This is a genomic window from Planctomycetaceae bacterium, assembly GCA_021371795.1.
GTDB lineage: Bacteria > Planctomycetota > Phycisphaerae > Sedimentisphaerales > UBA12454 > UBA12454.
The window spans coordinates 1-25177 of the sequence record JAJFVK010000027.1 but is presented as its reverse complement, the minus strand read 5'-3'; the positions used below and the strand labels follow the sequence as shown (position 1 = coordinate 25177).

General features: G+C 42.9%; 25 protein-coding genes. 11 read left to right on the top strand and 14 right to left on the bottom strand.

Features of this window, described 5'->3' with window-relative positions:
* On the bottom strand, positions 1–1016 hold a 1016-nt coding region (locus LLF92_12650; GenBank protein MCE5341954.1), incomplete at its 3' end, for a hypothetical protein.
* Positions 1017–1092: 76 nt separating this feature from the next.
* Positions 1093–1602: a chemotaxis protein CheW gene (locus LLF92_12645; GenBank protein MCE5341953.1), complete on the bottom strand. Its 510-nt coding sequence runs from the start codon at positions 1600–1602 to the stop codon at positions 1093–1095.
* 484 nt (positions 1603–2086) lie between these two features.
* Between LLF92_12645 and LLF92_12640 the strand changes: the two genes are divergently transcribed.
* Complete coding sequence (locus LLF92_12640; GenBank protein MCE5341952.1) at positions 2087–2704, top strand: response regulator; 618 nt, start codon at positions 2087–2089, stop codon at positions 2702–2704.
* Between the two features lie 65 nt (positions 2705–2769).
* Here LLF92_12640 and LLF92_12635 read toward each other — a convergent pair whose 3' ends face one another.
* Positions 2770–3009, bottom strand: a complete 240-nt coding sequence (locus LLF92_12635) for a hypothetical protein (GenBank protein ID MCE5341951.1) — start codon at positions 3007–3009, stop codon at positions 2770–2772.
* 332 nt (positions 3010–3341) lie between these two features.
* On the opposite strand from LLF92_12635, the gene LLF92_12630 reads away from it, so the two are divergent.
* The 10 genes from LLF92_12630 (at position 3342) to LLF92_12585 (ending at position 12347) form a co-directional block, all read left to right on the top strand.
* Positions 3342–3719 (top strand): response regulator, encoded by a 378-nt coding sequence (locus LLF92_12630; GenBank protein ID MCE5341950.1) that lies wholly within the window; start codon positions 3342–3344, stop codon positions 3717–3719.
* A gap of 37 nt (positions 3720–3756) precedes the next feature.
* Positions 3757–4236 (top strand): chemotaxis protein CheX, encoded by a 480-nt coding sequence (locus LLF92_12625; protein ID MCE5341949.1) that lies wholly within the window; start codon positions 3757–3759, stop codon positions 4234–4236.
* Between the two features lie 18 nt (positions 4237–4254).
* Positions 4255–5700: a CBS domain-containing protein gene (locus LLF92_12620; protein ID MCE5341948.1), complete on the top strand. Its 1446-nt coding sequence runs from the start codon at positions 4255–4257 to the stop codon at positions 5698–5700.
* 161 nt (positions 5701–5861) lie between these two features.
* A complete protein-coding gene (locus tag LLF92_12615) occupies positions 5862–8087 on the top strand; it encodes a chemotaxis protein CheA (protein ID MCE5341947.1) in 2226 nt (741 codons plus the stop codon).
* A gap of 16 nt (positions 8088–8103) precedes the next feature.
* Positions 8104–8952: a protein-glutamate O-methyltransferase gene (locus LLF92_12610; protein MCE5341946.1), complete on the top strand. Its 849-nt coding sequence runs from the start codon at positions 8104–8106 to the stop codon at positions 8950–8952.
* Between the two features lie 16 nt (positions 8953–8968).
* Entirely contained in the window at positions 8969–9454 is a 486-nt protein-coding gene (locus LLF92_12605) for a chemotaxis protein CheD (GenBank protein MCE5341945.1), read from the top strand.
* Positions 9455–9493: 39 nt separating this feature from the next.
* Entirely contained in the window at positions 9494–10360 is an 867-nt protein-coding gene (locus tag LLF92_12600; GenBank protein ID MCE5341944.1) for a response regulator, read from the top strand.
* 18 nt (positions 10361–10378) lie between these two features.
* A complete protein-coding gene (locus LLF92_12595; GenBank protein MCE5341943.1) occupies positions 10379–10756 on the top strand; it encodes an Hpt domain-containing protein in 378 nt (125 codons plus the stop codon).
* 21 nt (positions 10757–10777) lie between these two features.
* The gene (locus LLF92_12590; GenBank protein MCE5341942.1) at positions 10778–11287 is read left to right on the top strand and encodes a chemotaxis protein CheD; all 510 of its coding nucleotides are present in this window, start codon (positions 10778–10780) and stop codon (positions 11285–11287) included.
* A gap of 13 nt (positions 11288–11300) precedes the next feature.
* On the top strand, positions 11301–12347 hold the full coding sequence (locus tag LLF92_12585) for a chemotaxis response regulator protein-glutamate methylesterase (protein ID MCE5341941.1): 1047 nt from the start codon (positions 11301–11303) through the stop codon (positions 12345–12347).
* Here LLF92_12585 and LLF92_12580 read toward each other — a convergent pair whose 3' ends face one another.
* From LLF92_12580 to LLF92_12530, 11 genes are all read right to left on the bottom strand, one after another.
* On the bottom strand, positions 12348–12968 hold the full coding sequence (locus LLF92_12580) for a V-type ATP synthase subunit D (GenBank protein MCE5341940.1): 621 nt from the start codon (positions 12966–12968) through the stop codon (positions 12348–12350).
* An 18-nt stretch (positions 12969–12986) separates the two neighbouring features.
* Positions 12987–14369, bottom strand: a complete 1383-nt coding sequence (locus LLF92_12575; protein MCE5341939.1) for a V-type ATP synthase subunit B — start codon at positions 14367–14369, stop codon at positions 12987–12989.
* Entirely contained in the window at positions 14362–16140 is a 1779-nt protein-coding gene (locus tag LLF92_12570) for a V-type ATP synthase subunit A (protein MCE5341938.1), read from the bottom strand. The genes LLF92_12575 and LLF92_12570 overlap by 8 nt, the downstream gene beginning before the upstream one ends.
* Positions 16141–16144: 4 nt before the next feature.
* On the bottom strand, positions 16145–16474 hold the full coding sequence (locus LLF92_12565) for a hypothetical protein (protein MCE5341937.1): 330 nt from the start codon (positions 16472–16474) through the stop codon (positions 16145–16147).
* Positions 16475–16476: 2 nt separating this feature from the next.
* Positions 16477–17511, bottom strand: a complete 1035-nt coding sequence (locus tag LLF92_12560) for a V-type ATPase subunit (protein MCE5341936.1) — start codon at positions 17509–17511, stop codon at positions 16477–16479.
* A gap of 2 nt (positions 17512–17513) precedes the next feature.
* Positions 17514–18098 carry a V-type ATP synthase subunit E gene (locus tag LLF92_12555; protein ID MCE5341935.1) on the bottom strand — a complete coding sequence of 195 codons (585 nt, stop codon included), beginning with the start codon at positions 18096–18098 and terminating at the stop codon, positions 17514–17516.
* Positions 18099–18117: 19 nt separating this feature from the next.
* The gene (locus LLF92_12550; protein ID MCE5341934.1) at positions 18118–18606 is read right to left on the bottom strand and encodes a V-type ATP synthase subunit K; all 489 of its coding nucleotides are present in this window, start codon (positions 18604–18606) and stop codon (positions 18118–18120) included.
* Positions 18607–18662: 56 nt separating this feature from the next.
* Positions 18663–20639 carry a V-type ATP synthase subunit I gene (locus LLF92_12545; GenBank protein MCE5341933.1) on the bottom strand — a complete coding sequence of 659 codons (1977 nt, stop codon included), beginning with the start codon at positions 20637–20639 and terminating at the stop codon, positions 18663–18665.
* Between the two features lie 30 nt (positions 20640–20669).
* Positions 20670–20978: a hypothetical protein gene (locus LLF92_12540; protein ID MCE5341932.1), complete on the bottom strand. Its 309-nt coding sequence runs from the start codon at positions 20976–20978 to the stop codon at positions 20670–20672.
* Positions 20979–21108: 130 nt separating this feature from the next.
* Complete coding sequence (locus LLF92_12535; protein ID MCE5341931.1) at positions 21109–23232, bottom strand: hypothetical protein; 2124 nt, start codon at positions 23230–23232, stop codon at positions 21109–21111.
* Positions 23233–23732: 500 nt separating this feature from the next.
* Positions 23733–25055: an IS5 family transposase gene (locus tag LLF92_12530; protein MCE5341930.1), complete on the bottom strand. Its 1323-nt coding sequence runs from the start codon at positions 25053–25055 to the stop codon at positions 23733–23735.
* Positions 25056–25177 lie beyond the last annotated feature (122 nt).

Sequence of the window (25177 nt, the reverse complement as noted above, 5' to 3'; positions counted from 1 at the left end):
GCTATGATTTTGCCGATTGGACGAACGATACTTCTGGTAATGAAATACGCAAGTATTACGCCAAGAACTATGCCGCATAATGCCATTGTAATCATAAGTGTATTTGTACGTGTGCTCAAAATCTCCATGTGTTTTTTCAGATTAGATTGAAGAGTATTCATTAGTGTTACCATTTGAACGGCATAATCTGCCAAATCTTTATCTGCCTTGATGTATGCTTCCATGCCTTTGTGATAGTTTGCACCGGCTGCTTCATATTTGGCAAAATATTCGCCTATTTTAGCAGCAACTTGTTCGAGTTCGCCGTTGCCTCTTACTAATTCAGCAAATTCATCTTTAACCTGCATGCAAACGTTAAGTTGTGCGACGTAGTTGTTATATTGTGCTTCAGTGTTTTTTGCACAAAGATATGTGGCCCGAAGTCTCGTAAGCAGGAAATTTGATACAATGCCTGAATTGAGTTTGTCATCAACTTTTGCCCATTTAATCATGGAATCTGCATCTTTTGCGTCCTGTGCAGTTTTTCTTGCGGGGTCAAGGACTTTTGTTTTTGCGTCAGCGATTTCACGAGCGACTTCGTCGCCGATTTTGCCCCAATCTGTGAAAGCATCATCTTTCATTTTTTGAACTTCTACTTGTCCCTCGAATGTTTCCTTATAGCCTTTCGATGTATTAAGGATATTATTAACAATATCCTTATTTTCAGTACTCAAACCTGATGTGTTTGCTAAAGATGTTATTTCGGTAGTGAATTGCTCAAAGGCTTCTAACCACTCATCTACGGCAGTTTTGCCGGTCTTTTCGTCTTTTTCAAACTTTTTGACTGTGAAATCCCTGCGGGTTTTTGCACAAATGTCCAATATTGCAAGACACTCGTTATCTTTTTCAAGTATTTTCTGACTTGTTGATAAATTCGTCAGACCCATCCAGCCGACATAACCGAGTATGCCTGCTATCGCTACTAAAACTCCAAATCCCATCGACATCTTGGTTGCGAGTTTCATATTCTTAAACATTTTCAGTCTCCTAAATACTATTTGTGGATATCGTTAATTTTGGATACTTCTTACAGAACATTTTTTGCTTTTGCTGTTATATTTGTCCGATACTTTCAAGGCCATCGTCGCTGCCAAGCACCTTGTCTATGTCCAGCAGGATTTTCACAGATTCGCCGACTTTACCAATACCGAGAATGAAATCAGTATTAACAGATGAGCCGAATTGCGGTGCTTCTTCGATGTTTTCACCATCGATGTCCAGTACTTCCTGCACGTGGTCAACTACGATGCCTGTGCTGAACTTATGGCCTTCCTGGTGAATTTCGACTACTATGATGCATGTTTCATCAGTAACTTTTGCGGTTTCCATTCCGAACTTTGCCCGTAAATCTACAACGGGTATTACCTGCCCTCGCAGGTTGATGACACCTTTTACATAAGAAGGTGTTTGAGGAACGGCTGTAATGTCCATGTATCCGATGATTTCACGGACTTTCAGGATTTCCAGACCGTATTCTTCCGAGCCTAAAGCGAAAGTGAGATACTTGCCCTCTTTATCGCTAAGTTTGTTTTTTGACTCGGTTTGAATTACATTCTGAGCCATAACCAAGTTCCTTTCAGTTAACAAGATTAATTTTTTTCCTGCTATAAACGTCACAATACACATTAATCAAACAATGGCTTGTACAGGGCAACGATTTAATTCCTTTGTTCGATGCGGATGTATTGCTTTCCCTATAGGGAATGGGGAAGGGTATCTGTCACAATTCTTCCCTTTTATTAAGGAGAACATTAGGTGTTTTGTTTTTTTAAAGAACGTCAGTAATTGTTTACATGAATGTCTTCGACTCAAAGAAAAGCTGAATTGATGTCGGATGCTACGTATTTTAATTGGCGGAAACTACGCACATAGGCAGACAAGATGGGTAGATTGGCAAAAATTTTTAAAAGAGTCAAAATGCGAAAGCTATTTTTGATTGATTATTGTGTGTAATCAGATATTATGCCAACATATATAATCCGTTATGACAGATTGACTATGTAGTGGGAAAAACTATGGAAATTAACAACTGGATTTATTTTCTCATATGGACACACCTATAAAAGACGCGAGTATTTTTTTTGTAGATGATGAAGTGGATATGAGAAGAATAGCTCGGATTTTTTTGGAAGACAAATTCTGTTGCTATGTAAAATGTTTTGATAGCGGTTATGCCTGTCTTGAAGCTTTAAAAAATCCGCAGCGTGAGTGTCACCTTTTAATAACTGATGTTAATATGCCGGGCATGGATGGTATGGCTCTACTAAAGGAGGTTAAACAATTGCGGCCCTGGCTTTCTGTTTTGCTTGTTACAGGTTATGGTAATGTGCCGATGGCTGTCAAAGCACTTAAATCAGGAGCTATGGATTTTCTTGAAAGGCCTGTCGATACAAAAATTTTGTTTCCATTGGTAACATCGGCTTTACATAGAAGTCTAACGGCTAATAAGTTTGCTGGAAAACCATTGACCAATTCTGAAAAAGAGATTTTGAAATTAATTGCGGAAGGCAATAGTAATTCTGAAATGGCTGCTCTTTTGCACAGGTCTATAAGAACAATTGAAAGACACAGATATTTGCTTATGCGCAAATTAAATGTTAGTAGTCCGGCAGAACTGACCAAAGCTGCCATTGCTTTGGGATTAACTTCGCCAGATATTTTATAAAAACATCAGAAGAAGTTCCTCTCTTCATCAATTCCGACATCTGCATTTAGTACCAACCGGTCTTATTAATTTGCAAAACGGTTTTCTATCGTATCTTCTACATTTTCAGTTATCTGATGGATAGAATGGTCTAATGCCGTTAATTTCTTTTTACGGCCTTTACCACTGTCCTCCGCGGCAAATGTTTGGTTGGTACTGCTCCTGCCGACAAGTGTCGCCAAATCCTGTACTATCTGATTCATCTGTTCAGCTTGAGCACTAAGTTTTTTAGAAGCGCTTGCGGATTCTTCAGCGGCCTTAACCACTTTCTGATTTCTAAAGTAAATTACGACAGATTTCCCCGGTCACTACATAACTTAAATTACTAAAAAATTATGTTAAAGAGATATAGAAGATTAGTAAGACCTTGAAGATGTATATGGTTTTGCCGCGAAATGTGGTTGTTTAGAGCAAAGTTGCTTGTTTTAAGTCCTTTAATGACAATAACTAAGAATGCCAGTACAGGTAAGTTGCTACTGTAAATATAAATTAAATATTTACGTAATTAACTTAATGTATTTTGGAAAATGACCGAAAACTAATATATGAGATCAAATTGTGTAATTACGGCATAAATCGATTATTTGGAGATGTTTAGATGGCTAAATCACTTATGATTGTGGATGATTCGGCAACGATGCGCAAGATAATTATGCGTACTGTCAGAATGTCCGGCCTGGAATTTGAGCGTACCGAGGAAGCAGGAAACGGCGCCGAAGCTATTGAAAAACTTAAAGTTTCACCTGTTGATTTGATTTTGTGTGACGTCAATATGCCTGAAATGAACGGCCTTGAGATGGTGAAGAAAATTCGCTCTGAATTAAAAAGCTGCGATAACACAAAGATAATTATGGTTTCCACAGAAAGCTCCCAGGAACTTATTGATGGTGTAATTAAAGACGGCGCAAATGGTTTCATAACAAAACCATTTACTCCGGAAAAGTTCCAGGAGAAGTTATCGCCGTTTATGAATTAACAGTAATCTTCAATCTTTTGAAAGTGAGGATAACCTAATGATAGAACAGATATGTCTGAATGATTTACTTTTAGACAGTGCCAAAGAAATATTTGGTACTATGATTTTTATGGATCTTGTCGAAGTCAAGGAGTTGGACCCTAAGGACGCCAATTGGGATTTGCTGGGTTCAATTACCTTTAAGGGCGGCATCGAAGGCTGTCTGGCGATATGCTGTACAAAACCGTGTGCGCAGGCTGTAGCAGTTAATATGCTGGCGCTTGATTCGCCGGATGAACTTACCGAAGACGGCACATACGATGCGATTGGCGAAATCGCAAATATGGTGATGGGGTGTTTGAAAGCTCGTATACTTAAACTGGTAGGAACTCTCGAAGTCTCCATTCCTTCAGTCGTCAGCGGACATGAGCTAAGAAATACTTTAGGCGACCACTCTACAAGAGTGTCCGTCAAGGTATGTATTGATGACAAATATAATTGTGAGTTTTTGTTGACCTATCGTGAAAAAAGTAAATAGTCTTAAACGGTTTATTAAATGACAGCCTCCGAAACAGAAACAAAATCAAAAACCATTGAACTGGCAACAAACGCTTTTGAAGCATTTTGTGACGATATTTCCGGGATGTTCGGCATAGAAATGAAATGCGTTACGACCGGTATTTTTACCGAAACAACAAAGGGGCTTAGTCAAAAATATAAAAAACTTTCCGCAGTTACCTTAGTCAAAACAGAAGGTATTTTAAACGGAACATTTCATACCGTTTTCGACCAGGCGGGAATGTTTGCGCTGGCCGGCATAATCATAATGCTCCCCAAACAAAAAGTTCTTGATGATATGAAGCGGGGCACTCCTAAAGAAGCCGAGGCAATCGCTGATACCATTAAAGAAACAGGAAACCTGCTGGTAGGAAGCTGGGACAGAGTATTCCGCGAAGAACTGGAAGGGCACGGCCATTTCCTGCAGGCAGGAACATTTATTGGAAATCCGTGGGACAAGCCGCAGGGGAAAATTGGTCTTCCTGACACAGAACAATTCCAATATGTTTCTTTTCAAATGACAGTCGCGGATTATCCTCCATTTAATTGCGGTGTATTTTACCCCGAAGCAATATTTATTAGACCGCCTGAACCTGTTGTTGAGGAAAAACCTGCCGAAGCAGTTAATGCTGAAACTGCTCCTGCTTCGGAAGTTAAAGAAGTACCGACGGCAGAAACACCCAAACCTGCAGAGCCGCAACCTGAAGCTAAAGAAGCACCGAAAACTGAAACAACTGCTGAAGCAAAACCTGCGCAAGTTGTCGAAGCAAAAGAACCGGTACCGACTCCTGAAGCAACTGCCGCAACACTGGCTCCTGCTGAAGTCAAGCCCGCAGAAACACCAAAACAGCCTGTCGCGGACGTTCCTGCCGAAAAATCAATAGAAAGTAAACAACAGCCCACAGGGCCTGTTTCCGAAACAATTCAAAAGATGGTAGAATCATCGCCGCAAATCAAAGATGGTTTGGCATCGTTGCAGTTGTGCGCTAAAGATATAATGCAGAAAGAAGTTCTTTTCGGCAACCCGGACGACAGTGTTCAGGATGCCTTGGCAAAAATGCAGCAGACTGAAACCAGTTATATGCTGATTGGCAGGGATAATCTGCCTGAAGGTATTGTTTCCACTTATGATGTTGCCTCGGCGGTCAGTGTATATCTTAAACCGGTTTTTGCCAAATGGCGAAGGCCTGCGGATGACGCTACGCTTCAAATCAAAGTTAAATGGATAATGACAAGGTCTGTGCACACCATAAAGCCGGAGGCTTCAATTGCCGCCGTTATGGAGATTATGTGCCAGACAGGTCTGCGATGTCTGCCTGTGGCCGGTGCAGGCGGTAAAGTTGAAGGTCTGATAACGGCATTTGATATTTTCAAGGCATTACTCAAAACCGATACGAATATTTCCTCTGCCGGCAAACCACTGCAGGCAGCAGCAATAGTGTAAAACGTTCTAAAAACACTATTCCACGCCTTTTCATCTTTTCCTCAAAAAACAAATTCTGGTACTTTCCGAAATTCACCCACTGCCATTAAAAGTCGAAAAAACCTACAAGGCAATATAATGGTAACTGATTATGCGCACTTTGAATATATCGAGATAACTATATGCAAGAGAATGATAACACAAAGCTAATCGAACTGATTGAACAGGCGGCTTGCAGTACTAATATGTTAAGTCCGTCGGACACAGTGGAACTTAACAGACTGCAAACTATTGTCAGCGAGATTCAAAAGGGCATCGAGGAAACAAAAGATATCTCATCTCAAATTGTTGAACAGGCAAGAGGTTCGACTATCAAGGCTTCTGACGCTCTGCAGAAAATTCTGCAAAATCAGGCTGACGACGCTGTTAAATCAATAGAGTCGGTTTCCGGCTGCATATCTATTCTTCAGGGTCTGATTGACCAGATTGAAAAGGGAACAGTGAGCGAACCCAAACCTGAAAGCAAGATAGAAAGCGCAAGCTCACCTGCACCGCAAGCTGAAGCTCAACCGGCTGCTTTCTCCGAGGAGGACATCGGTCTGATTTCAGATTTTATTATGGAATCAAAAGAGCACATTGAATCTGCCGAGGCGGGTCTGCTCAATCTGGAATCAAAGCCTGACGACAAAGAAGTACTAAATATGATATTCCGTTCATTTCATACGATAAAAGGAATGGCCGGATTTTTAAATTTATTGGATATTGGTTCGCTTGCGCATTCGGCGGAAAATTTACTCGACCTGGCGCGCAAGGGCGATTTAATACTTGAGGGGCAGAATACCGACGCTATTTTTGAATCAATCGATATGCTCAAGAAAATGATTGGTGACCTTAAAGAGGCGATTGATACAAAGAGAGCCCTGGCAAAACAGGAAAATATGCCTGCGCTGCTTGAGAAATTGAAAGCGCTCGCGCAAGGGCAAAGTCTGGAAAAGGTTCTCAAAACTCCGCAAGGTGAAAAGAGAGATGAAAAACTTGAGGCAGTTTTGAGCGGAGAAGCACCGGCTGCTGTCAAAGAAGAGCAGACGGCAGTTCAGGCAGAACCTGCACCTGCAAAAGAAGAGTCGGCAGCGGCAAAAGAAGAAGCTGCTCCGGTTAAACAGGAAAATGCTCCAGGACAGGCTGAAAGACGCGACGAAGTACCAAGACGAAGCGGAGAAGAAAGAAGAACCGAAGCTTCATCTGATGAGAAAATCAAGGTCAGCACCGGCCGTCTCGATAATCTTATCAATATGACTGGAGAGCTGGTAATAGCGCAATTAATGATTAAGGAAGAAGCGCATACAAAACTGGTGGGCGAATACGAATTGAATCGCAAAGTTGCTCATCAGGGCAAAATCATACGCGAACTTCAGGAATTATCAATGTCAATGCGTATGGTTCCTATTGAAGGCGTATTTCAGAAGATGGCAAGACTTGTTCGAGATCTATCTCATAAAGCCGAGAAAAAAATAAATTTTGTAACAAGAGGCGAAGAGACAGAGCTTGACAGAAATATCGTTGATAAAATCGCAGACCCGTTGGTGCACATGGTCAGAAATTCTGTTGACCACGGTATAGAAGCGACTGCGGAAGAACGCATAAAGAACGGCAAAAATCCGGCAGGTAAAGTCGAATTGCGTGCTTTCCATCAGGCCGGTAATATTGTAATTGAAATTGAGGATGACGGCAAAGGGCTCAATAAAGAACGTATTCTCAAAAAAGCAATTGATAACGGTCTTGTAGATCCCAACCAGCAGTTGACTGATGAAGAGATATTCAAATTAGTATTTCACGCAGGCCTGTCCACTGCTGAAAAAGTTACAAGTATTTCAGGCCGAGGCGTTGGAATGGATGTCGTTAAAAAGAACGTTGAGGCGTTGAGAGGAAAAATCGACATTGCATCCACACCTGGTAAAGGAACGATATTTACAATTCGTCTGCCGTTGACGCTTGCGATAATCGACGGACAAATCATAAAAGTTGGTCAGGAACGTTATATTATTCCAATCAACTCGATTATCAATACGTTAAAGCCGGAAAGAAGCAGTCTTTCGTCCGTTCAGAGACATGGTGAAATGGTAATGGTGCGCGGCGAGCTTATTCCGATGATTCGCCTTTATAAATTGTTCAACGTATCGCCTGGTACAGAGGACCCGACGCAGGCGCTGGTGGTAATAGTTGAGGAAGAAGGTAAGAAGTGCTGTTTGCTCGTCGATGAACTGCTCGGTCAGCAGCAGATAGTGATTAAAAATCTCGGCGATGGATTAGGAAGAGTTTCAGGCGTATCCGGCGGAGCGATTATGGGTGATGGAATGGTAAGTTTAATTCTTGATATACCAGGAATTATGACACTGGCACAAAACTAATTGAGTGAGAATAATTATGGATACGGTAACATTAAACGATATAGTTTTGACAGAAAAAGATTTTAAACAAATAAGTCAGATAGTATATGACCATTGCGGAATCAATCTGCACGCCGGCAAAAAAGAGCTGGTACGTGCCAGACTTGCTAAAAGGCTTCGTGCGGGTAATTTCAAAACTTTTCCGGAATATATGGAATATGTTCTTTCGGATAAAACCGGAATGGAATTTTCGATATTGATTGATTCCATCAGCACGAATTTGACAAGTTTTTTCCGTGAAGACCAGCATTTCAAATATATGGAAAACGTATTTCTTCCAGCGATGTTCGAGAGAAAAAAGGCGCAGCGAAACTTTAAAATACGCGCCTGGAGCGCAGGCTGCTCTTCGGGCGAAGAGCCTTATACGATAGCGATAGTGTTAAATGAGGCACTTCGGGGGCAGGGCAGATGGGACACTAAAATACTTGCTACGGATATATCCACCAACATACTTGCGATGGCCAGGAAAGGAATGTACAGCGAGGAAAGAGTCGCGCCTGTTCCGGCTGCTCAAAAGCAAAAATATCTGGTATGTCATACGACAAAAGGCGAAAAGGTATATGAAGTCAGCCATACTTTAAAGGATATGATTGTTTTCAGTTATTTGAATTTGATGAAAGACTGGCCGATTAAGGGGCCTATTGATTTTATATTCTGCAGAAACGTAATGATATACTTCGATAAGCCTACGCAATCTGTTTTAATAAATCGGTACTGGGATTTGCTTGACTCCGGCGGAGTTTTATTCACAGGCCATTCGGAATCGTTGACGGGTATTGAACATAAATTCAAATACGTTCAGCCGACAATTTATATGAAACCGTAAAATATTAGGATTATATATGCCAGAAACAAAAACCATAGTACACGTATCCGACGCGAGAGTTTCAAACAGCACCGAAGATGTTTTGATAACGTATTCGTTGGGTTCGTGTATAGCTGTTTGCCTTTATGATGCAAATGTGAAGGTAGGCGGAATGCTGCATTATCAGCTTCCGGATTCGAAAGTTGACCCGGAACGTGCCAAAGGGAAACCGTTTATGTTTGCTGATACCGGTATGATGCTTCTAATCGGGAAATTAGCTTCTATGGGCGCGAATACAAAAAGAATGCGGGTTAAAATCGCCGGAGGTGCGGAAATGGCTACCGGCCCCAAAGGCTTCGATATAGGCAAAAGAAACTATCTGGCCATCAGAAAAATTATGTGGAAACATGGAATGTTCATCGACGGCGAAGACGTCGGCGGGCATTCACCGCGGAATATGTATATGAATATTGACAGTGGTGATGTAACAATACGATCTGACGGCTGTGAAAAAAGTTTATGAATGGGAAATAAAAATTCTTAATTTTAAGGGAGATATGCAATGTCGTGGAAAATTTTAATTGTGGATGATTCGGCTTTGACGCGCAAGATAGTAAGACGCGTCATCGAAATGACACAAATGGAGGTGTCAGAGTTCCTGGATGCCGAGAATGGCGAAGAGGCCTTGAAGATTCTCAAGCATACGAATGTGGATTTGGTATTGTCGGATTTGAATATGCCGCATATGAGTGGTGTAGAAATGGTGCATCACATGAAAAGTACACCGGATACCAAAGCTATTCCTGTTGTGATTATTTCCACTGAATCCAAGACCGCCCGTATAAGAGAGCTTTTGGCAGAGGGCGTTAAAGATTATCTCCATAAGCCGTTTACACCTGAAGAATTCAAGTCGCTTATACAGACCGTTTGTACTACAAACGAGCAGAAGACAGAGAATATGTCTGTCGAGGCGCTGTCAAAGGCGCTCGAAACGATGGCGTTTATGACTGTTATGCCGGTTGATGACGAAATGATCGTACCCGAACAGACAATCGTAGCAGAGATAGGATTCTCCGGAATGCGCAACGGAACAGTTGAAATACTCGCCGGCAAAGATTTCTGCAAAATGCTTGCAGAAAATATTGGCGCAATGGACAGTCCTGATGATAAGTCAGCGTTCGATGCGATCAAGGAATTGTCGAACGTTACGTGCGGATTGTTTCTGCCGATGATTGTTTCTTCGACAGCGGATGTTTTCGACGTTACCGTTCCGAAAAGCGGAAGCTGCGATGATTCGTCACAGTGGAAAGCGTTTACGGCAGATGAAAATACGAGCGTTGTAAATGTTGATGGTCATGCGGTCGCGATAAGACTGACAGTTAAAGAAACTGACGAAACGAAAGCGCCTGAACCTGTTAGTGTCGCATAATTTTTTTGTGAAAAAACCATGAGTAAAAAAGATTTTACAGGAATAAAAACCAACGGCGATTTGCCAGATCCTTGTGAAATTTGTCTCCCGGCAGATATTAAGGATTTTTTAGGTGATTATGACGATTCGCTGAATTCCATGCTCAACGATATGGAAAAAGCGACACTGTCGTACGAATCAGGAAATAAAAGTAAAGAAAATACAGATACTATAAAACGAATTCTGCATAAAATAAAAGGAGAGTCGTCAATGGTGGGCATCGAAGAAATCACCGAATTGACGCATCAGGCGGAATTTGCTTTTGAGGAACTTAAAGAAGAGCAGCTGCCCGATATGCTTTTCAGATATAAAGACTGGCTATGTAAGGCTTTGAGCAGTATTGCGGAAAAGGTATAAAAAACAGAAGGGTTTATTATTATGATAACGGCAAATTCAGAATTGTTAAAGAGGTCCGTAACGGTGGAAATAGCTGACGCCAAAGTGTCATCGGATACGTCCCGTGTCCTTGCAACATATTCTCTCGGCTCGTGCATAGGCGTCTGTTTATACAGCTCAAACAATCAGGTTGGTGGAATGCTGCACTATCTGCTGCCGGACTCAGCGTCCAATCCGCAAAGAGCAAAAGACAATCCATACATTTACGCTGATACAGGAATGAAGGCTCTGCTGAATGAACTGGCATCTATGGGAGTGACTAAAAATCAGATTAAAGTCAAAATCGCCGGCGGCGCACAAAGAATTAAAGTTGTTGCCGAAGGATTTGATATAGGAAAACGCAATTATCTTGCTATACGAAAAATATTATGGAAAAACGGTATGTTCATTGACTCCGAAGACGTCGGCGGGTGCTCACCGAGAACTTTATATATGGATATTAGTGACGGGACTATAATCGTAAAATCCAGCGGTTCAGAAAAAACTCTTTAATATGGAATAAAAAATGCTGACTTCTCTTGAAACAGATGTGAAAGTTCTGATAGTTGACGACTCGGCAATCGTTCGCAAAATATTATCCAGCCATCTTGGTCAGCAGAGGGGAATAGAAGTTGTCGGAACTGCGCCGGATCCATTTATCGCACGTGATAAAATTATCGCGCTTGACCCTGATGTGCTTACGCTTGACATTGAAATGCCGAGAATGGACGGCATCACATTCCTTCGCAAATTAATGCAGTATCATCCGATGCCGGTTATTATTTTGAGTTCACTGACGCCCAAGGGCAGTAAAATGGCGCTCGAAGCTATGGAAGCCGGCGCGATAGATGTTATCAGCAAACCAGGGCCTGCATACAGTGTGGGCGACGCCTGCAATGAACTTGTTGAAAAAATTAAAATTGCCTCCAGAGCTAAAATAAACAAGAAAGCAATCGTCGCAGGCAGTACACCGGTTGAGAAATTAAGCTTGTCGGAAACAACAAATAAAATTTTTGCGATTGGCGCATCGACCGGCGGCGTACAGGCTTTGACTTGTGTCTTGTCTGCGTTGCCTGCGAATTCTCCGGGCACGCTCGTTGTTCAGCACATGCCGGCAAGATTTACCGCTTCATTCGCTGAAAGATTGAACAGTGAATGTGAAATGGAAATTTCTGAAGCACGCGACGGTGACCACGTTGTGCCGGGAAGAGTATTAATAGCGCCGGGCGGTTATCATATGATGCTGCAAAGATCCGGTGCGAACTATTACGTTGCTGTTAAAGACGGCCCGCAGGTTTGCAGACAAAGGCCGAGCGTTGAACTGATGTTTAATTCTGTTGCTAAATTCGCAGGCACAAACGCTATTGGCGCGATTTTAACGGGCATGGGCGATGACGGAGCGACAGGATTAGTGAATATGCGAAAAGCAGGCGCTCACACAATTGCGCAGGATGAAGCATCCTGTGTTGTGTATGGAATGCCGAAAGAAGCCGCCGAGCGAGGTGGTGCGGAAAAAATTGTATCGCTAAATGATGTCGCAAGAACGCTGCTGGCATACGCACTGCAGAAGTAATTATACTGCCCGAATCATTTCAGCAATCTTCATAAGTCTGCTGATGTTGTCTCGTTCAGCTTCCGCGAGTTTGTCGTAGATGAACCGAATCATCTGCTGCATTTCAGGTATAACCACGTGTTCAAGAACGTTTACTCTTCGGCGTGTTTTCTGGAGTTCATCGGCCAGAAGCTGTGCCTGTTTTTCTTTCTCGGCAAGCTCCATCAATTTATCGAAAACATTCTCCAGTCCTTTAAGAGCGACGTCAAGTTCTCCGCTGGTGTTTGAATAGCCGTAGCTGATAATTTCGCCTTCGATTTTCTTGACAAATTTCGGAACCTTCACGCTCATAATCATCGCAAAGTTAATCGCCAGGCTGAATTTTTTTGTGGGGATTTCAATTGCCGATTTAAGACTTTCAGGCTCCATCGTTGCGCGAGCCATAATGAACTTTCTCGACACCTCGATTAATTCCTTCTCAACTTCAACTCTCAATGTGCCGAGCGTTTTGGAGATTTGTATCAACTGACGGGAAATTTCATCTCTTTTCTGGCTAAGCAGTTTATGTCCTCTGGCCGCCAGCAAAACGCGTCTGCGGAGAGATAACAATTCCATTCTTGTCGCACTTGTAACTGCCTGCATTTTTATTTCTTCCTGATTCTATTTCTTTCTAAACTGCGGCATATACTTTTTAATATATTCCAGACGAATACGTTTGAGTTCCGTATCTTCGAACATACTCAAAAGCTGCCAGCCGAGATTGAGTGTCTGCTCAATCGTTCTGTTTTCGTAATAGCCCTGCGAAATATACTGCTTTTCGAATTCGTTGGCGTAAGTCATATACTTTCTGTCTTCGTCCGACAGGGCGGCTTCGCCGAGAATCGTCGCAAGCTCCTGACATTCCTTACCGCGTGCATAAGCTGCGTAAAGCTGGTTATACAAATCGGCATGGTCTTCACGTGTCTTGTTCTTGCCGATACCTTTATCTTTCAATCTTGAAAGACTCGGCAGCGCATCAACCGGCGGAGCAATGCCCTTGCGGTTAAGCGAACGTGAAAGAATAATTTGGCCTTCTGTAATATAACCCGTCAAGTCCGGCACTGGGTGCGTCTTATCGTCTTCCGGCATTGTCAGCACCGGCACCATTGTAATCGAACCTTTTTTATTTTTAATTCTGCCCGCACGTTCATAAATCGTCGCAAGGTCGGTATAAAGATAACCGGGATAGCCTCTTCTGCCGGGCACTTCTTTTCGTGCGGCGCTAATCTGGCGAAGGGCTTCGCAATAATTCGTCATATCGTTAAGGATAACCAAAACGTGCATATCTTTTTCGAACGCTAAATATTCAGCCGCTGTCAAAGCAACGCGCGGTGTTGCGATTCTTTCGATAGCAGGGTCGTTAGCGAGGTTGATGAACATAACAGCTCTTTCAATCGCGCCGGTTTTCTTCAAATCATTGATGAAGAACTGTGCCGCTTCGAAAGTGATGCCCATTGCGCCGAAAACTACTGCGAATTGTTCGCCTTTGCCGAGAACTGTCGCCTGTCTTGCGAGCTGTGCGGTTAAATCATCATGCGGCAAACCTGAACCGCTGAAAATCGGGAGCTTTTGGCCGCGGACGAGCGGGTTAAGACCGTCGATTGTAGAAATACCAGTCTGAATAAATTCGTTTGGATAATCACGAGCATAAGGATTAATCGGGTTACCGTTGATATTCAGACGTTTTTCAGCGATGATTTCCGGGCCGCCGTCTTTTGGGGCGCCGATACCGTTGAAAACTCTGCCGAGAATATCCATAGAAACCGCAAGTTCCTGCGGTCTGCCGAGCATTCTTACTGTCGCGGTGCTGACGTCGATGCCTTCTGTGCCTTCGAAAATCTGCACGAGCACTTTGTCATTTTCAACTTGAAGTATTTGGCCGTGACGAATTGAGCCGTCGCCGATTTCAATTTCCACTATTTCGCCGTAACGTGCTTCGTCAACCTGTTCGACCAGCACCAAAGGGCCGCTTATACTGCTTACCGTCTGGTATTCTTTAAGCATTTTTTGCTCCTGTAGATTGAGCGTTGAATTGTTCGTTTATTGTTTCTCTGATTTTTATAATCGCGTCCATTTGTGCTTCCGGCTGATATTTTGCCTGGGCGATGTCGTGGCGTGCGGCTATTTTGAAAATATCTTCTGTATCAACGCCCTGTGCGATTGCCTCAAGACCTTTCTTGTGGAAGTGCAGAATATCCTTAAGCATTTCGTATTGCTTATCCATCGATGTATATGTATCGACTTCGTGGAAAGCGTTCTGATGCAGATAATCTTCTCGAATACTCTTTGATGTCTGGAGAACCATTCTGTCTGCCGGACTGATAGAGTCTGAACCGACAAGCCTTACGATTTCAGCAAGTTCTGATTCCTGTTCCAAAAGGCTCATCGCTTCCTGCGTAAGTTGTACCATTTCAGCGCCTTTATCTTTGTCCGCAAAGCAGCTTGGCAGATATTGTTTATAGAACGAATAGCTTGTCAGCCAGTCGATAGCGGGGAAGTGTCTCTGATACGCGAGTTTGCCCATCAACGACCAGAACACTTTAACTACGTGTAGTGTTGCCTGAACAACCGAGTCGGACAAATCGCCGCCCGGCGGACTTACCGCACCGATAATCGATACAGCGCCCTGACGTTCAGGAGCACCAAGACATTCGATGCTGCCTGCTCGTTCATAGAACGACGCGATTCTTGCACCAAGATATGCCGGATAACCTTCTTCGGCGGGCATTTCTTCGAGTCGTGTCGAAATTTCACGCATAGCTTCCGCCCATCGGCTTGTCGAGTCGGCCATCAACGCAACGCTGTAGCCCATATCGCGGAAATATTCTGCGATTGTGATACCGGTATAAACCGAGGCTTCTCTTGCCGCTACGGGCATATCGGATGTGTTGGCGATAAGAACCGAGCGTTTCATCAAAGGATGTCCGCTTCTTGGGTCTTTCAATTCCGGGAATTCCATCAACACATCGGTCATTTCGTTTCCGCGTTCGCCGCAGCCTACGTAAACAACAACGTCCGCATCGACCCACTTTGCGAGCTGATGCTGAACGACTGTTTTGCCCGAACCGAACGGCCCCGGCACGCAGGCGGTACCGCCTTTTGCGATGGGGAAGAATGTATCGATAACGCGCTGACCTGTTTTGAGAATTGTATCAGGCGCAAGTCTTTGTTTTACTGTTCTGCCCAGACGGACAGGCCATTTCTGCATCATTGTAACTTCAACTTTGTTGCCATTGGAAGCTGTTATCGTTGCGATTTTGTCAACGACAGTGAAATCACCTTCGGCAAGGCCGTCGATTTTTCCGCTTACTTTCAGAGGAACCATAATTTTATGCAGAAGGATAGGCGTTTCCTGAACGGTGCCGATTACATCGCCGCCGCTGACCTGTGAGCCATTTGAGATTGCAGGTTTGAAGTGCCATTTTTTGCTTCTGTTAAGGCCGGGAAGCTGACTGCCGCGAAGAATATAGCTGCCTTGTTCCTTATAAAGTTCATTGAGCGGTCTTTGAATACCGTCATAAATGCTTTCGATCAGGCCTGGTCCGAGTTCAACGCTCAACGGTGCACCGGTATCGACGACTGGTTCACCGGGGCCTACGCTGATTGTGTCTTCGTAAACCTGAATACTCGCAGTGTCGTTTTTAAGCTCGACGATTTCGCCGATAAGGTTATGTTTGCTGACTCGTACGACATCGTACATTCTTGAGCCGAGCATACCTTTGGCCATAACGACCGGGCCTGCGACTTTGACAATTGTTCCTGTTCTTTCAGTCATACATTTATCCTGTAACATTTTTCAAAATATTGATTCCTGTAGCCAGTTTTAACAGTCTTGACAGACCCTCGGCAGCGAAGCCTTTCGATTCAGTTGTGAAAGGCACAACCAGCACGCAGGGCGTTGCTTTGGAGATGAATTTACCGAGAACTTCGTTGGCCGCAGGCGCGATATTCTCCGCTACGATTATCAGAGAATATTTTTCCGCGACGATTTTTTCCGCTTTGGCTTTGATTTCTTCGGCGTTGTTATTTACCGAATGACAATCCACACCAAGCGCAGAAAAAGGCATTACAAAATCGGCGTTTCCAAAAATTGCGACTTTACCCTGCATAATTACACAACTATCCTGTCAAGCACTGTATCAGTTTTAATTAACGCTTTATTGGCGGCCGTTACGAGCCGAACCATTCTTATTTCATGTTCCCTGAAAAGCAGATACGCGACAATCGGGCTGATACCCGCGGGAATATACCGCGTGGTCTTCAGAAATCCGAGAATATGTTCATCGCACGCTGCTTCAAGTTTCATAAATGATTTTTCTTTTTGAAGATAAGCCGCACCGCTTTCGATAATATGATAGTAGGGCGTTGCGGAAAAATGTCCCGCCAGTGCTTCATATCCTGTATCCAGACACTGCACGAGTCTTGATTTTTCGATATATCCGCCAGCTAAAAATGCGTCGCGTTCGTCTATATTGCGAAATTTCTGCCGCATCATTGTTTTGATATTGGTCAGGTCGATTTGCATTCTGACCAATTCAATCATAAATATATTATTGCTTTTTTCAGCGGTGCTTAATCTGAATTCCGCTTCAGCTTTATCTATTTCAAAATCTATGTCCCTGACGTTTTTATTTTTATAATATCCCAGAACAGCCGATTCGACATCGTCCTGCAAAAATGCGGGGAGTCCGCTGTAATCTTCCTGCTCAAACGCCAGCTCGAACTGGTCAGGCTCAACGTTGCCCTGCGGCTGATAATCTGTGCCGAGTGGTTTTTCCGTTACAAGCCTTCTTATCGCCAGTCTCATATTTGCGAAATCTATTCTTGCCCGAAGAAGCGACAGAATATCATCGTTGTCGATTAGCTGTGCGAATAATTTTCGTACTTCTATTCTACGGCTTGTAAGCAGTTGTTCAATTTCTTCTTCTGTCATCGCCGGCGTAACAGCGTAGTCCGTGCCTGCGAGCATATCACAAAGTCCCTTGAAATCCTTTGCGTTGGCAAGTTCCGTGAAAAATTGTTTGCTGAACAAACTATCTTCCATCGCTCGTATTTGCGCGACAGCCTGAACATAACCCCAATCAGTATCATCGATTGATGGATATGTGTTAAAATCAAAACGTGGTTGTTCAGTTTCTATTGCCATTGTTATCCGAATAATATTTCAGAAAGTTTGCCTTCAAGTTCCTGCGAGGCTACTTTCAGCATAACATCGAGAGACGCGTTGATTCGTCTTTTGCCCTGTCTTAAAATAAAGCCTGCCTCGATGTCGATTTTTTCGCCTGCCATTTGTAATTTGCCTTTTTCGCCGAGCTTTTGATTTATTCTGCGAACGAAATCGTCGTTGATTCGTTTTTCATTTTTGCCGATTACTAATTCTTCGCTGCCGGTCTTTACGGATGCGATAATCAAACCTTCCATCAGGTCGAGATATTCCGCGTCGTTCATCGCTTTGATTTTCTCGGCGGTTTTTTCAATGACCTTATTAAGCAATGCTCTTTTTGTTTCCGTTTCCTGACGTGAAGCCGCCATTCGAGCGCCGGCCAGAATGCGTTCTTTGCTCTCGGCTGTCGCTTTTTCGCAAAGCCGCTGCGTTTCCTGCTCATAAGCGGAAAGCTCCTGTGCATTCACGGCGTTGGCGGCGTTTAATTTCGCATCAGCCTCGGCCTTGATTTTATCAGCCGATGCCTTTGCCTCGTTCAGAATCTTTTCTACAACCTGATTAGCATCCATAAAATTATCCGACAAAAAATTATGCCGCTGTTTTGATACCCAGTACAAGCAGCAGTGAAATCAAGAAACCAAGAATCGCGTAGAACTCAATCATCGCTGCATACAGAACGCCGGCCTTAACAGCCATTTCCGGTCTTTTAGCAGTCATAATGATACCTGCTGCGCCTGCTTTACCCTGCTGAATACCGCTTATACATCCTGCAACAGCAACCGGCAGACATGCGCCAAGTATTTCAAGTCCCTGCATCACGGTAACATCAACAGGAGTACCGCCGATGATTTTCAGTTTCACCATCACCATAATCGCGATAACGAAACCATAAATACCCTGCGTACTTGGCAGAAGCACCATCAGCATCAATGAACCGTAACGTTCCGGCTTTTCACTCAATACGCCGTCGGCTGCTTTTGATGCTATGGCAAGACCTACCGATGATCCGATACCTGCGACAAATGTCGCGATAGCCGCGCCGGCTATTGCATAAGTTAATCCTAAATTTTCGAGCATTGCTATTACCTCACTTTCAAAAAAAGTTTTTAATTACCGTGTAAATCCGTGTCTTTCTATTCTTTAATCATAATATGTTTGTATTCTTTTGTTAAAGGCCTGAAATCTGTTCCGCCGCCGGAAAAGAATTTCGGGAAGAATTCGATAAACTGAAGACGCATTGAATGCACAAACGCGCCCAATAGCGAAAGAGCGATATTGAATGTATGTCCGACGACAAACAGAATCGCGCCTGCGATAAATCCGACATAAGGAACATCCATCAGCATTTTAACTAAAACGTTAATTGCCATCCCGAAACCTGCGCCAACCATTGCCAGTGCCATCAAACGACAATAGCTTAATGTATCGCCGACAAAGAACACCGCGCTGAATAACTGAAATGCGCCCATTCCTATTCTTGAACCCCACGAGCCTTCACGAACCGCGAAAAGCAAAATCGTAATCGCACAGATAATCGCGACTGCAACGCTCACCGGCATCAGCGAAGCGGGAAGTTTTCCGAATTTGATTATTCCAATAACAAGGAAATTATTGAAGAACACCAGCCACACTAACTGGTCGCAAATCGCAGCGACAAAATTTTTCTGCAAAAGATTGCGAACCATTGCGATACAGAAGCCGAACATCATCTGAAAATATCCGATTGCCAAAGTAAGTATGATAAAATTAATCGGCTGTGCAATCGGGTCGATGAGCAGGAACTTGTCTTTTATGCCGTTAAGAACCGTAAATACTTTTGTGTCTTGTGGTATCAGAGATGTAATAGTGTCTGCAAACCAGCTACCGGTAATAAGGCCGGCAAGAATCGTTGTAAAGCTGCAAATAAAGAAGAGCATTATAGCCTGTTTGCATGCCTGTAATTTTTTTCCGAGCCACCAGAAAATGACTGCCAGAATCAACCCGTATCCGACATCCGACATGCATAAGCCCAGAAATATTGCGAAGAACGGCGCAAGAAATGCCGTTGGGTCAACGCTTGTCGATTGAGGCATTCCATAAAGACGAGTTACTGTTTCAAAAGGCTTGAGGAATTTCGGATTGTCTATCTCGACCGGAACGTCTTCGTCTTTTCTGACAGGTATTTCTGTTATGCTTGATGCGTCGAACCTGCTAACGATTTTTTTCAGTTCCGCAAAATCTTTTTTCTTTACCCATCCCTCGAACAGAAAAACTTTTTCGCTTTGCGGCGAAGTCATTTGTGCTTTGTGTTTGCTCAAAGCGTTGCGGTAGTAATCCGCCATTATTTCTAAATCGAGCAGACTGCCGCTGATTTCTTTTGCGTCTTTGCGTGCTTGCACGAGTTCGTTTTGTATTTCCGCCAGCTTCGCGTTGAAGTTTTTAATAAGTTCGTTTGCCGTGCCTTTAAGGCCGGTGAAATTTGCTGCTTCGAATTCCAGATTCCGCAGAAATTTTTGTACTTCCTGTGTGTTTTCATTGAAAGCAATTGCGTAAAACGCAACCGTACTGCCTGTTTGGCTTATTTTCTCGAAAACAGCAAGTTTTGACAAATTTGTCAGTGTTTCATTATAATTTTTCTCTGAAAGAAAGCCTGCCAAAACTGTTGCTTTGTCAAGGCTGTCGATTTCCTCGACGGGTGTCTGCATATTTTCCCACGGAAGCAGAGATTGAATCTGCGCCGCAATATTTTCTGCTTCTGTCGAAAGAGTTTCGATTTTCTTTTCGATATTCAGAGCGTCTTCGAGTTTTTTATTGGCTTCGCCTCCTGAAACCACGCCGGAAAACATTTTTCGCTCGATTACGGTCTTCGGCGCTAATGCCGCAACCAGTCCGCCTTTTTTCTCGGCATACTCTTTAAGAAACGCGATAGCTCTTTCCAGCTTATCTAATTTCTCTTCAATTTGACGAGGCCTTTCCCAAACGCTCTCCAACTCCGGCCATTCTTTGGCAACGACCGACCGCCCGGAATCGAGTAATTCCATTATGCCATGCTGCTGAATCGCTTCCAGCAGTTTGCCGGCCTGGTCTTTATAGCTGGCAATCAGGATTTTTTTCATTTGAGATATGGACATTGTATATCTTTGTGAAAACTAAACTATAAATTAATGCTTCTTTATAAAATCGATAACTGTACTTACGGCAGCTTCTATCTTTGTATTAGCTTTCTGTTCGAGCTGCTGCTGTGCCTGGGTGGATTTTGCTTTCAACTGTTCAGTTTCGGCAAGGCCTTGTTTTTGTCCTTCGGTCTGCGCATTTTCAATTTTTTGTCTGCGATTCTGCGATGCCTGGCTTAATCTCTCGGTTCTCTGTCGGCCTGCATTCTCAATACTGAAAGCTGCGTTTTTATGTGCATCTTCGACCATTTTTTTTGCCGTAGTTTCAGCTTCTTTTATCTGTCTTATCAGTTCCATTTTTAAGTCCAATTTAATGTAGAAATGACAGTATAGGAATTGATTTCATAATATCCAGAAAAATAATAAAAAAAACGCATAAATTAATGAATAAAAATTACAGTTTTGTACGTGTAAAACTGTTAAATCGTTAAGTTTTTGAATTGCCAAAATTTAGTGTTAAAAACTGTATTATTGCGTTTTCAGCGGTTTGGTTTTTATTCCATTCGTATATAGCAGGAGGGACTTCGAGGTAAGAGTGCCAAATTTTAACAGGGCCGTAGAAGCATCGATAATATTCAGCGCGGAAATTCCAGTTAATAGGCAGTACAAATGGCAGAAACCCGGTTTCATGAAACGCCAGTGCGAAACTGCCCTGATCGGCTACTGGCATCATACAGGTTTTGCCATCCTTTATATGGTAAATTGAGGCGTCTGTTGTTGGAAAAATTTTATTCCACGTGTCAAAAACAGGTTTTGCCTGTTTGGTGTAGAACAGCACTCCGCTGTTGTATTCGACCATATCGCCGGAAAGCTTTTTATCGCTGTATCTTCTGGCCCATGGGTTTTCATTAATTACGCAGGCCATGCCGTGCTTCTTTGCTTTTTCAAATCCGAAATCAAGTCTGCCCATCACAACAGTATCGTTGTCAAGAAAAACGGTTTCGTCAAATGGCGTTATATTGCAGATTCTTGTTTTATTTATTTTTCCGCCGTCCGAAAGTTTTTCAACGTGAATCGGCAGTTCGGGATGATACTGCTTTACAGAATCAATCGAACGCTGAAGCGTCGCGTGATGCTTTGCGTCTTCGCCCCAAATCATATACAAAATTCCGCGTTTGGCTTTCGATTCCACGACAACTTCAGTTTTTTTTGGCTCTTCCATAATTTTAGACTTTATTGTATGACCGCTTTGTTTTTGCTTTAAACACCACTTTTGCCACATTTTACGATAGGCGTCTTCTACGCCGGCGGCGAACGCTTTTGGTCGGCCTATATTTCCCGCCTGCATTTTTGAGCGTGTTGATGCGCGAATCTTCGCAAGTGAGGAAATATTTTGCGCAAGCGAAATGGCTTTTTTGATATATTCATCTTTTGTTTGAGCCGCGAAAAGTTCAAGCCCGACAGCCTTGAGCATACACAAGCCGAGTCTTGACGCGAATGTCTCGCCGGTCAGCGAAATTACCGGCACTCCCATCCATAACGCTTCGCACGTTGTTGCATGGCCGTTAAATGGAAACGTGTCGAGCGCAATATCGATTCGCTGATATTGTTTTAAGTTCTCGATGTATTCAAGCATTCCGCCGATTTCGATTCTGCTGCGTTCGATGCCGTATTTTTCAAATTGACTAAAATAAAATTCTCTGATTTCAGGATTATCGCCTTTTGCGAATCTCAACAATAAACGAGAGTTGCTCTGTATTTTTAAAATTTCCGACCAGAGCGAAACAACTTCTGGATTTATTTTTAAATTGTCAACAAACGAACCGAACGTAATAAATCCGTCCTTTTCGGCCGGCAGAGCGGTCAGCGGCAAATCCGTGCCGTTAAAACTGCAAAACGGATGCGGAAGATAAACCAGCTCTTCTGTGTAGTATTGCTGCGATTCAGGAGGTGTAACAAAATTGTCAATCATCCTGTAATCGATTTGCGACATACCTGTTGTGCCGGGATAACCTAAATATGAAACCTGAATTGGAGCCGGCTTGTACGCAAGGGAGGGCAGACTTCCGCCGGCGTTATGCCCTGTCAACTCGACCAAAATATCAATGCCGTCATCCTTTATAAGCGTTATGAGTGATTCGATGTCAAGGCCGTAGATATTTCGGTAGTGGTCGAATTTGCCCTTGAGGTATTCGTTTGTGGGGTCGATTTTCGCTACATTACCATATCCGTAAACCTCGACATTTTGGCGGTTATGGCCATATATGAGCGAGCCGGCAAAAAACGCCGCCGCATGCATACGAAAATCAGGTGAAATATAGCCTATTTTTAACCTGCGTCCAGGGTCTGGAATATTTTCGTGCGAAATTTGCATTTTTTCGATTGGTGCGTGAAACTTTGCCCATTTTACATGCTCATCGAAAATTGTCTGCCGACTGATTCCCGGCAAATAATGCAGATATGCTAATATCTTCGAATGGTCGTTTGGCGATAAGTCAGATATATTTGTGAGTATGTGCGAAATGATTTCAGTCGCTTTGTCGAGCTGACCGGCATCAAAAGCGGTCGTTATGTTGTTCAGACATTCTGATATATTTTTAAAATCTGCCATTTAAAACCATTTTCCAGTTTAGTATTAATACTATTATCGGTCTAAATAGCGATTTTACCTTAATGATATAAGAGCGTCTGAATTTTGTATCAGATATTTGATTTAATAAAAAACGGAGAGGGCGAGATCAATCTGGCCACTTTTTGTAACGTTATGAAAAACCTATATTTAACACTTAACTCAAATAAAAACAAAGATTTAGAGTCTCTCGTTTCTTTACTATCTCAGCACGATTTTTTACTGTCTTGATACCCATTTTTAGGGCACTTTTAAGGGCAACATAAAATTCAGATCCTAAAATAAACAAAAGTTAATTAAAAATCACGCTAATTTTATATTCCTTTAGTTTGAAGAATGTAAATGCTTTTATCTTTTTGATATCGCTAATATTAAAATGTATAAAAGGTTGCAAAAAACGATGTCTTTTCACAATGTACCGTTCTTTTATGATAGTAATTAGTCGTCCCTGAAAAAGTGGGTTTTAATTGCAAAGTCGCGTCCTATGTTACGGATACTTTGGCTTTGTGCACCGCCAATCTTACAAAAATCTCATAAATTTTCAGCAGCGCAGACAAAAATGCGGTTAATAACTTCCGCATATTATACCCCGCTGCCGCCAATATCGCATTTATCATATCGCCGGCTGTACCTTTCAAATAATTTCTATCCATTCTGTTGTCGCTTTTCACATGACCTATAGTCGGCTCTATCGCACTGCGACGCTTTAATTTCTTTTTGATCGCTTGTGTCAACTGCTTGAGTTTGCCATCCTGTTTAAAAACATTCGCCAACCCGGCATAGTCATGTCCGCGATAGCCACGGTCAACATAAACCTCTGCCGCTTTGACCTGTGTATTAGATTCCGAACGTGCTACCGTTGCTGATAATGTATGCCCATCATAAGGATTGCCGTGCAATGCCGCTGCCGAGGTTATCCAGTTATTCTTATGAGTAATAGAAAAACTAACCTTACAGCCAAACTCATAACGCCTATGGGCCTTGCCTTTACTGATGCATTCAACTTCCGGAGCATCAAGGCTGTACAACTTGCCTCTGTCGTCCCGTTTTTGTGAATGTATCTTGGATGTGCGTTCAAGCATCAATGCAAGTTCCCGGTCAGGATTGGCAGCCTTGCGTATAATATCGCGTATCAGCCTTCCCAGATAGGTTTTGAGCTTCTTAGTTTGTTTGGCAGCACGTTTATATTGGCCTGCACGAGCATATTGACCTTGACTGAAAAACGCTCTTTTCGAGACACGAATATAACTTTGGCGAAGGTCGATATTTCTCTGCCTGGCAAGCTTTATTAACCGGCAAATAGATTTGAGATACAGTCTTGCATCTGTGGGATGAGCTATGGCTTTTTCCTGCACAGTGGTATCAACGATTATTTTGGACGCATCTGTTTGTTTGATTTGTTTTTCACGTATGGCTGTTGATAAGGTTTCTTTTAGCATAATTTCCATTCTTTCGGCACCGACGCGATGACGCCACTTAACCATGCTTGTCGGATGAATTGGAAATTGATGCTGCATGTACTCATATCCGCAGAAATACTGCCAGTAAGGATTCTCAACCCATCGTTCTATAACGGATTCATCTGATTCGTTGTATGTGTGCTTGAGATAATGCAGCCCAACCATCAAGCGTGTAGCATTGGCCGGCCGTCCCATATCTTCGCTGTAACAGCAGGCCAGTTGTTTGTCGATGGTCTGCCAGTCGATGCTCGATGCCAGCTTATACAAAGGATGCTGGTCGTTAAGTATCTGTTGAAGTTTTGAGGTAAACAAAAATGCCTGTGAAATCTTGTGCTTTGGCCGCATAAAACGCTCCGTATTTTGCAAGGTAATTGATAAATACAAGTATTATCCTGAATTTAGCGCGAGTATTTTATTTTGCAAGTCCTTATTTGTAAAAATGTTAAATTATTTTTCAGGGACGACTA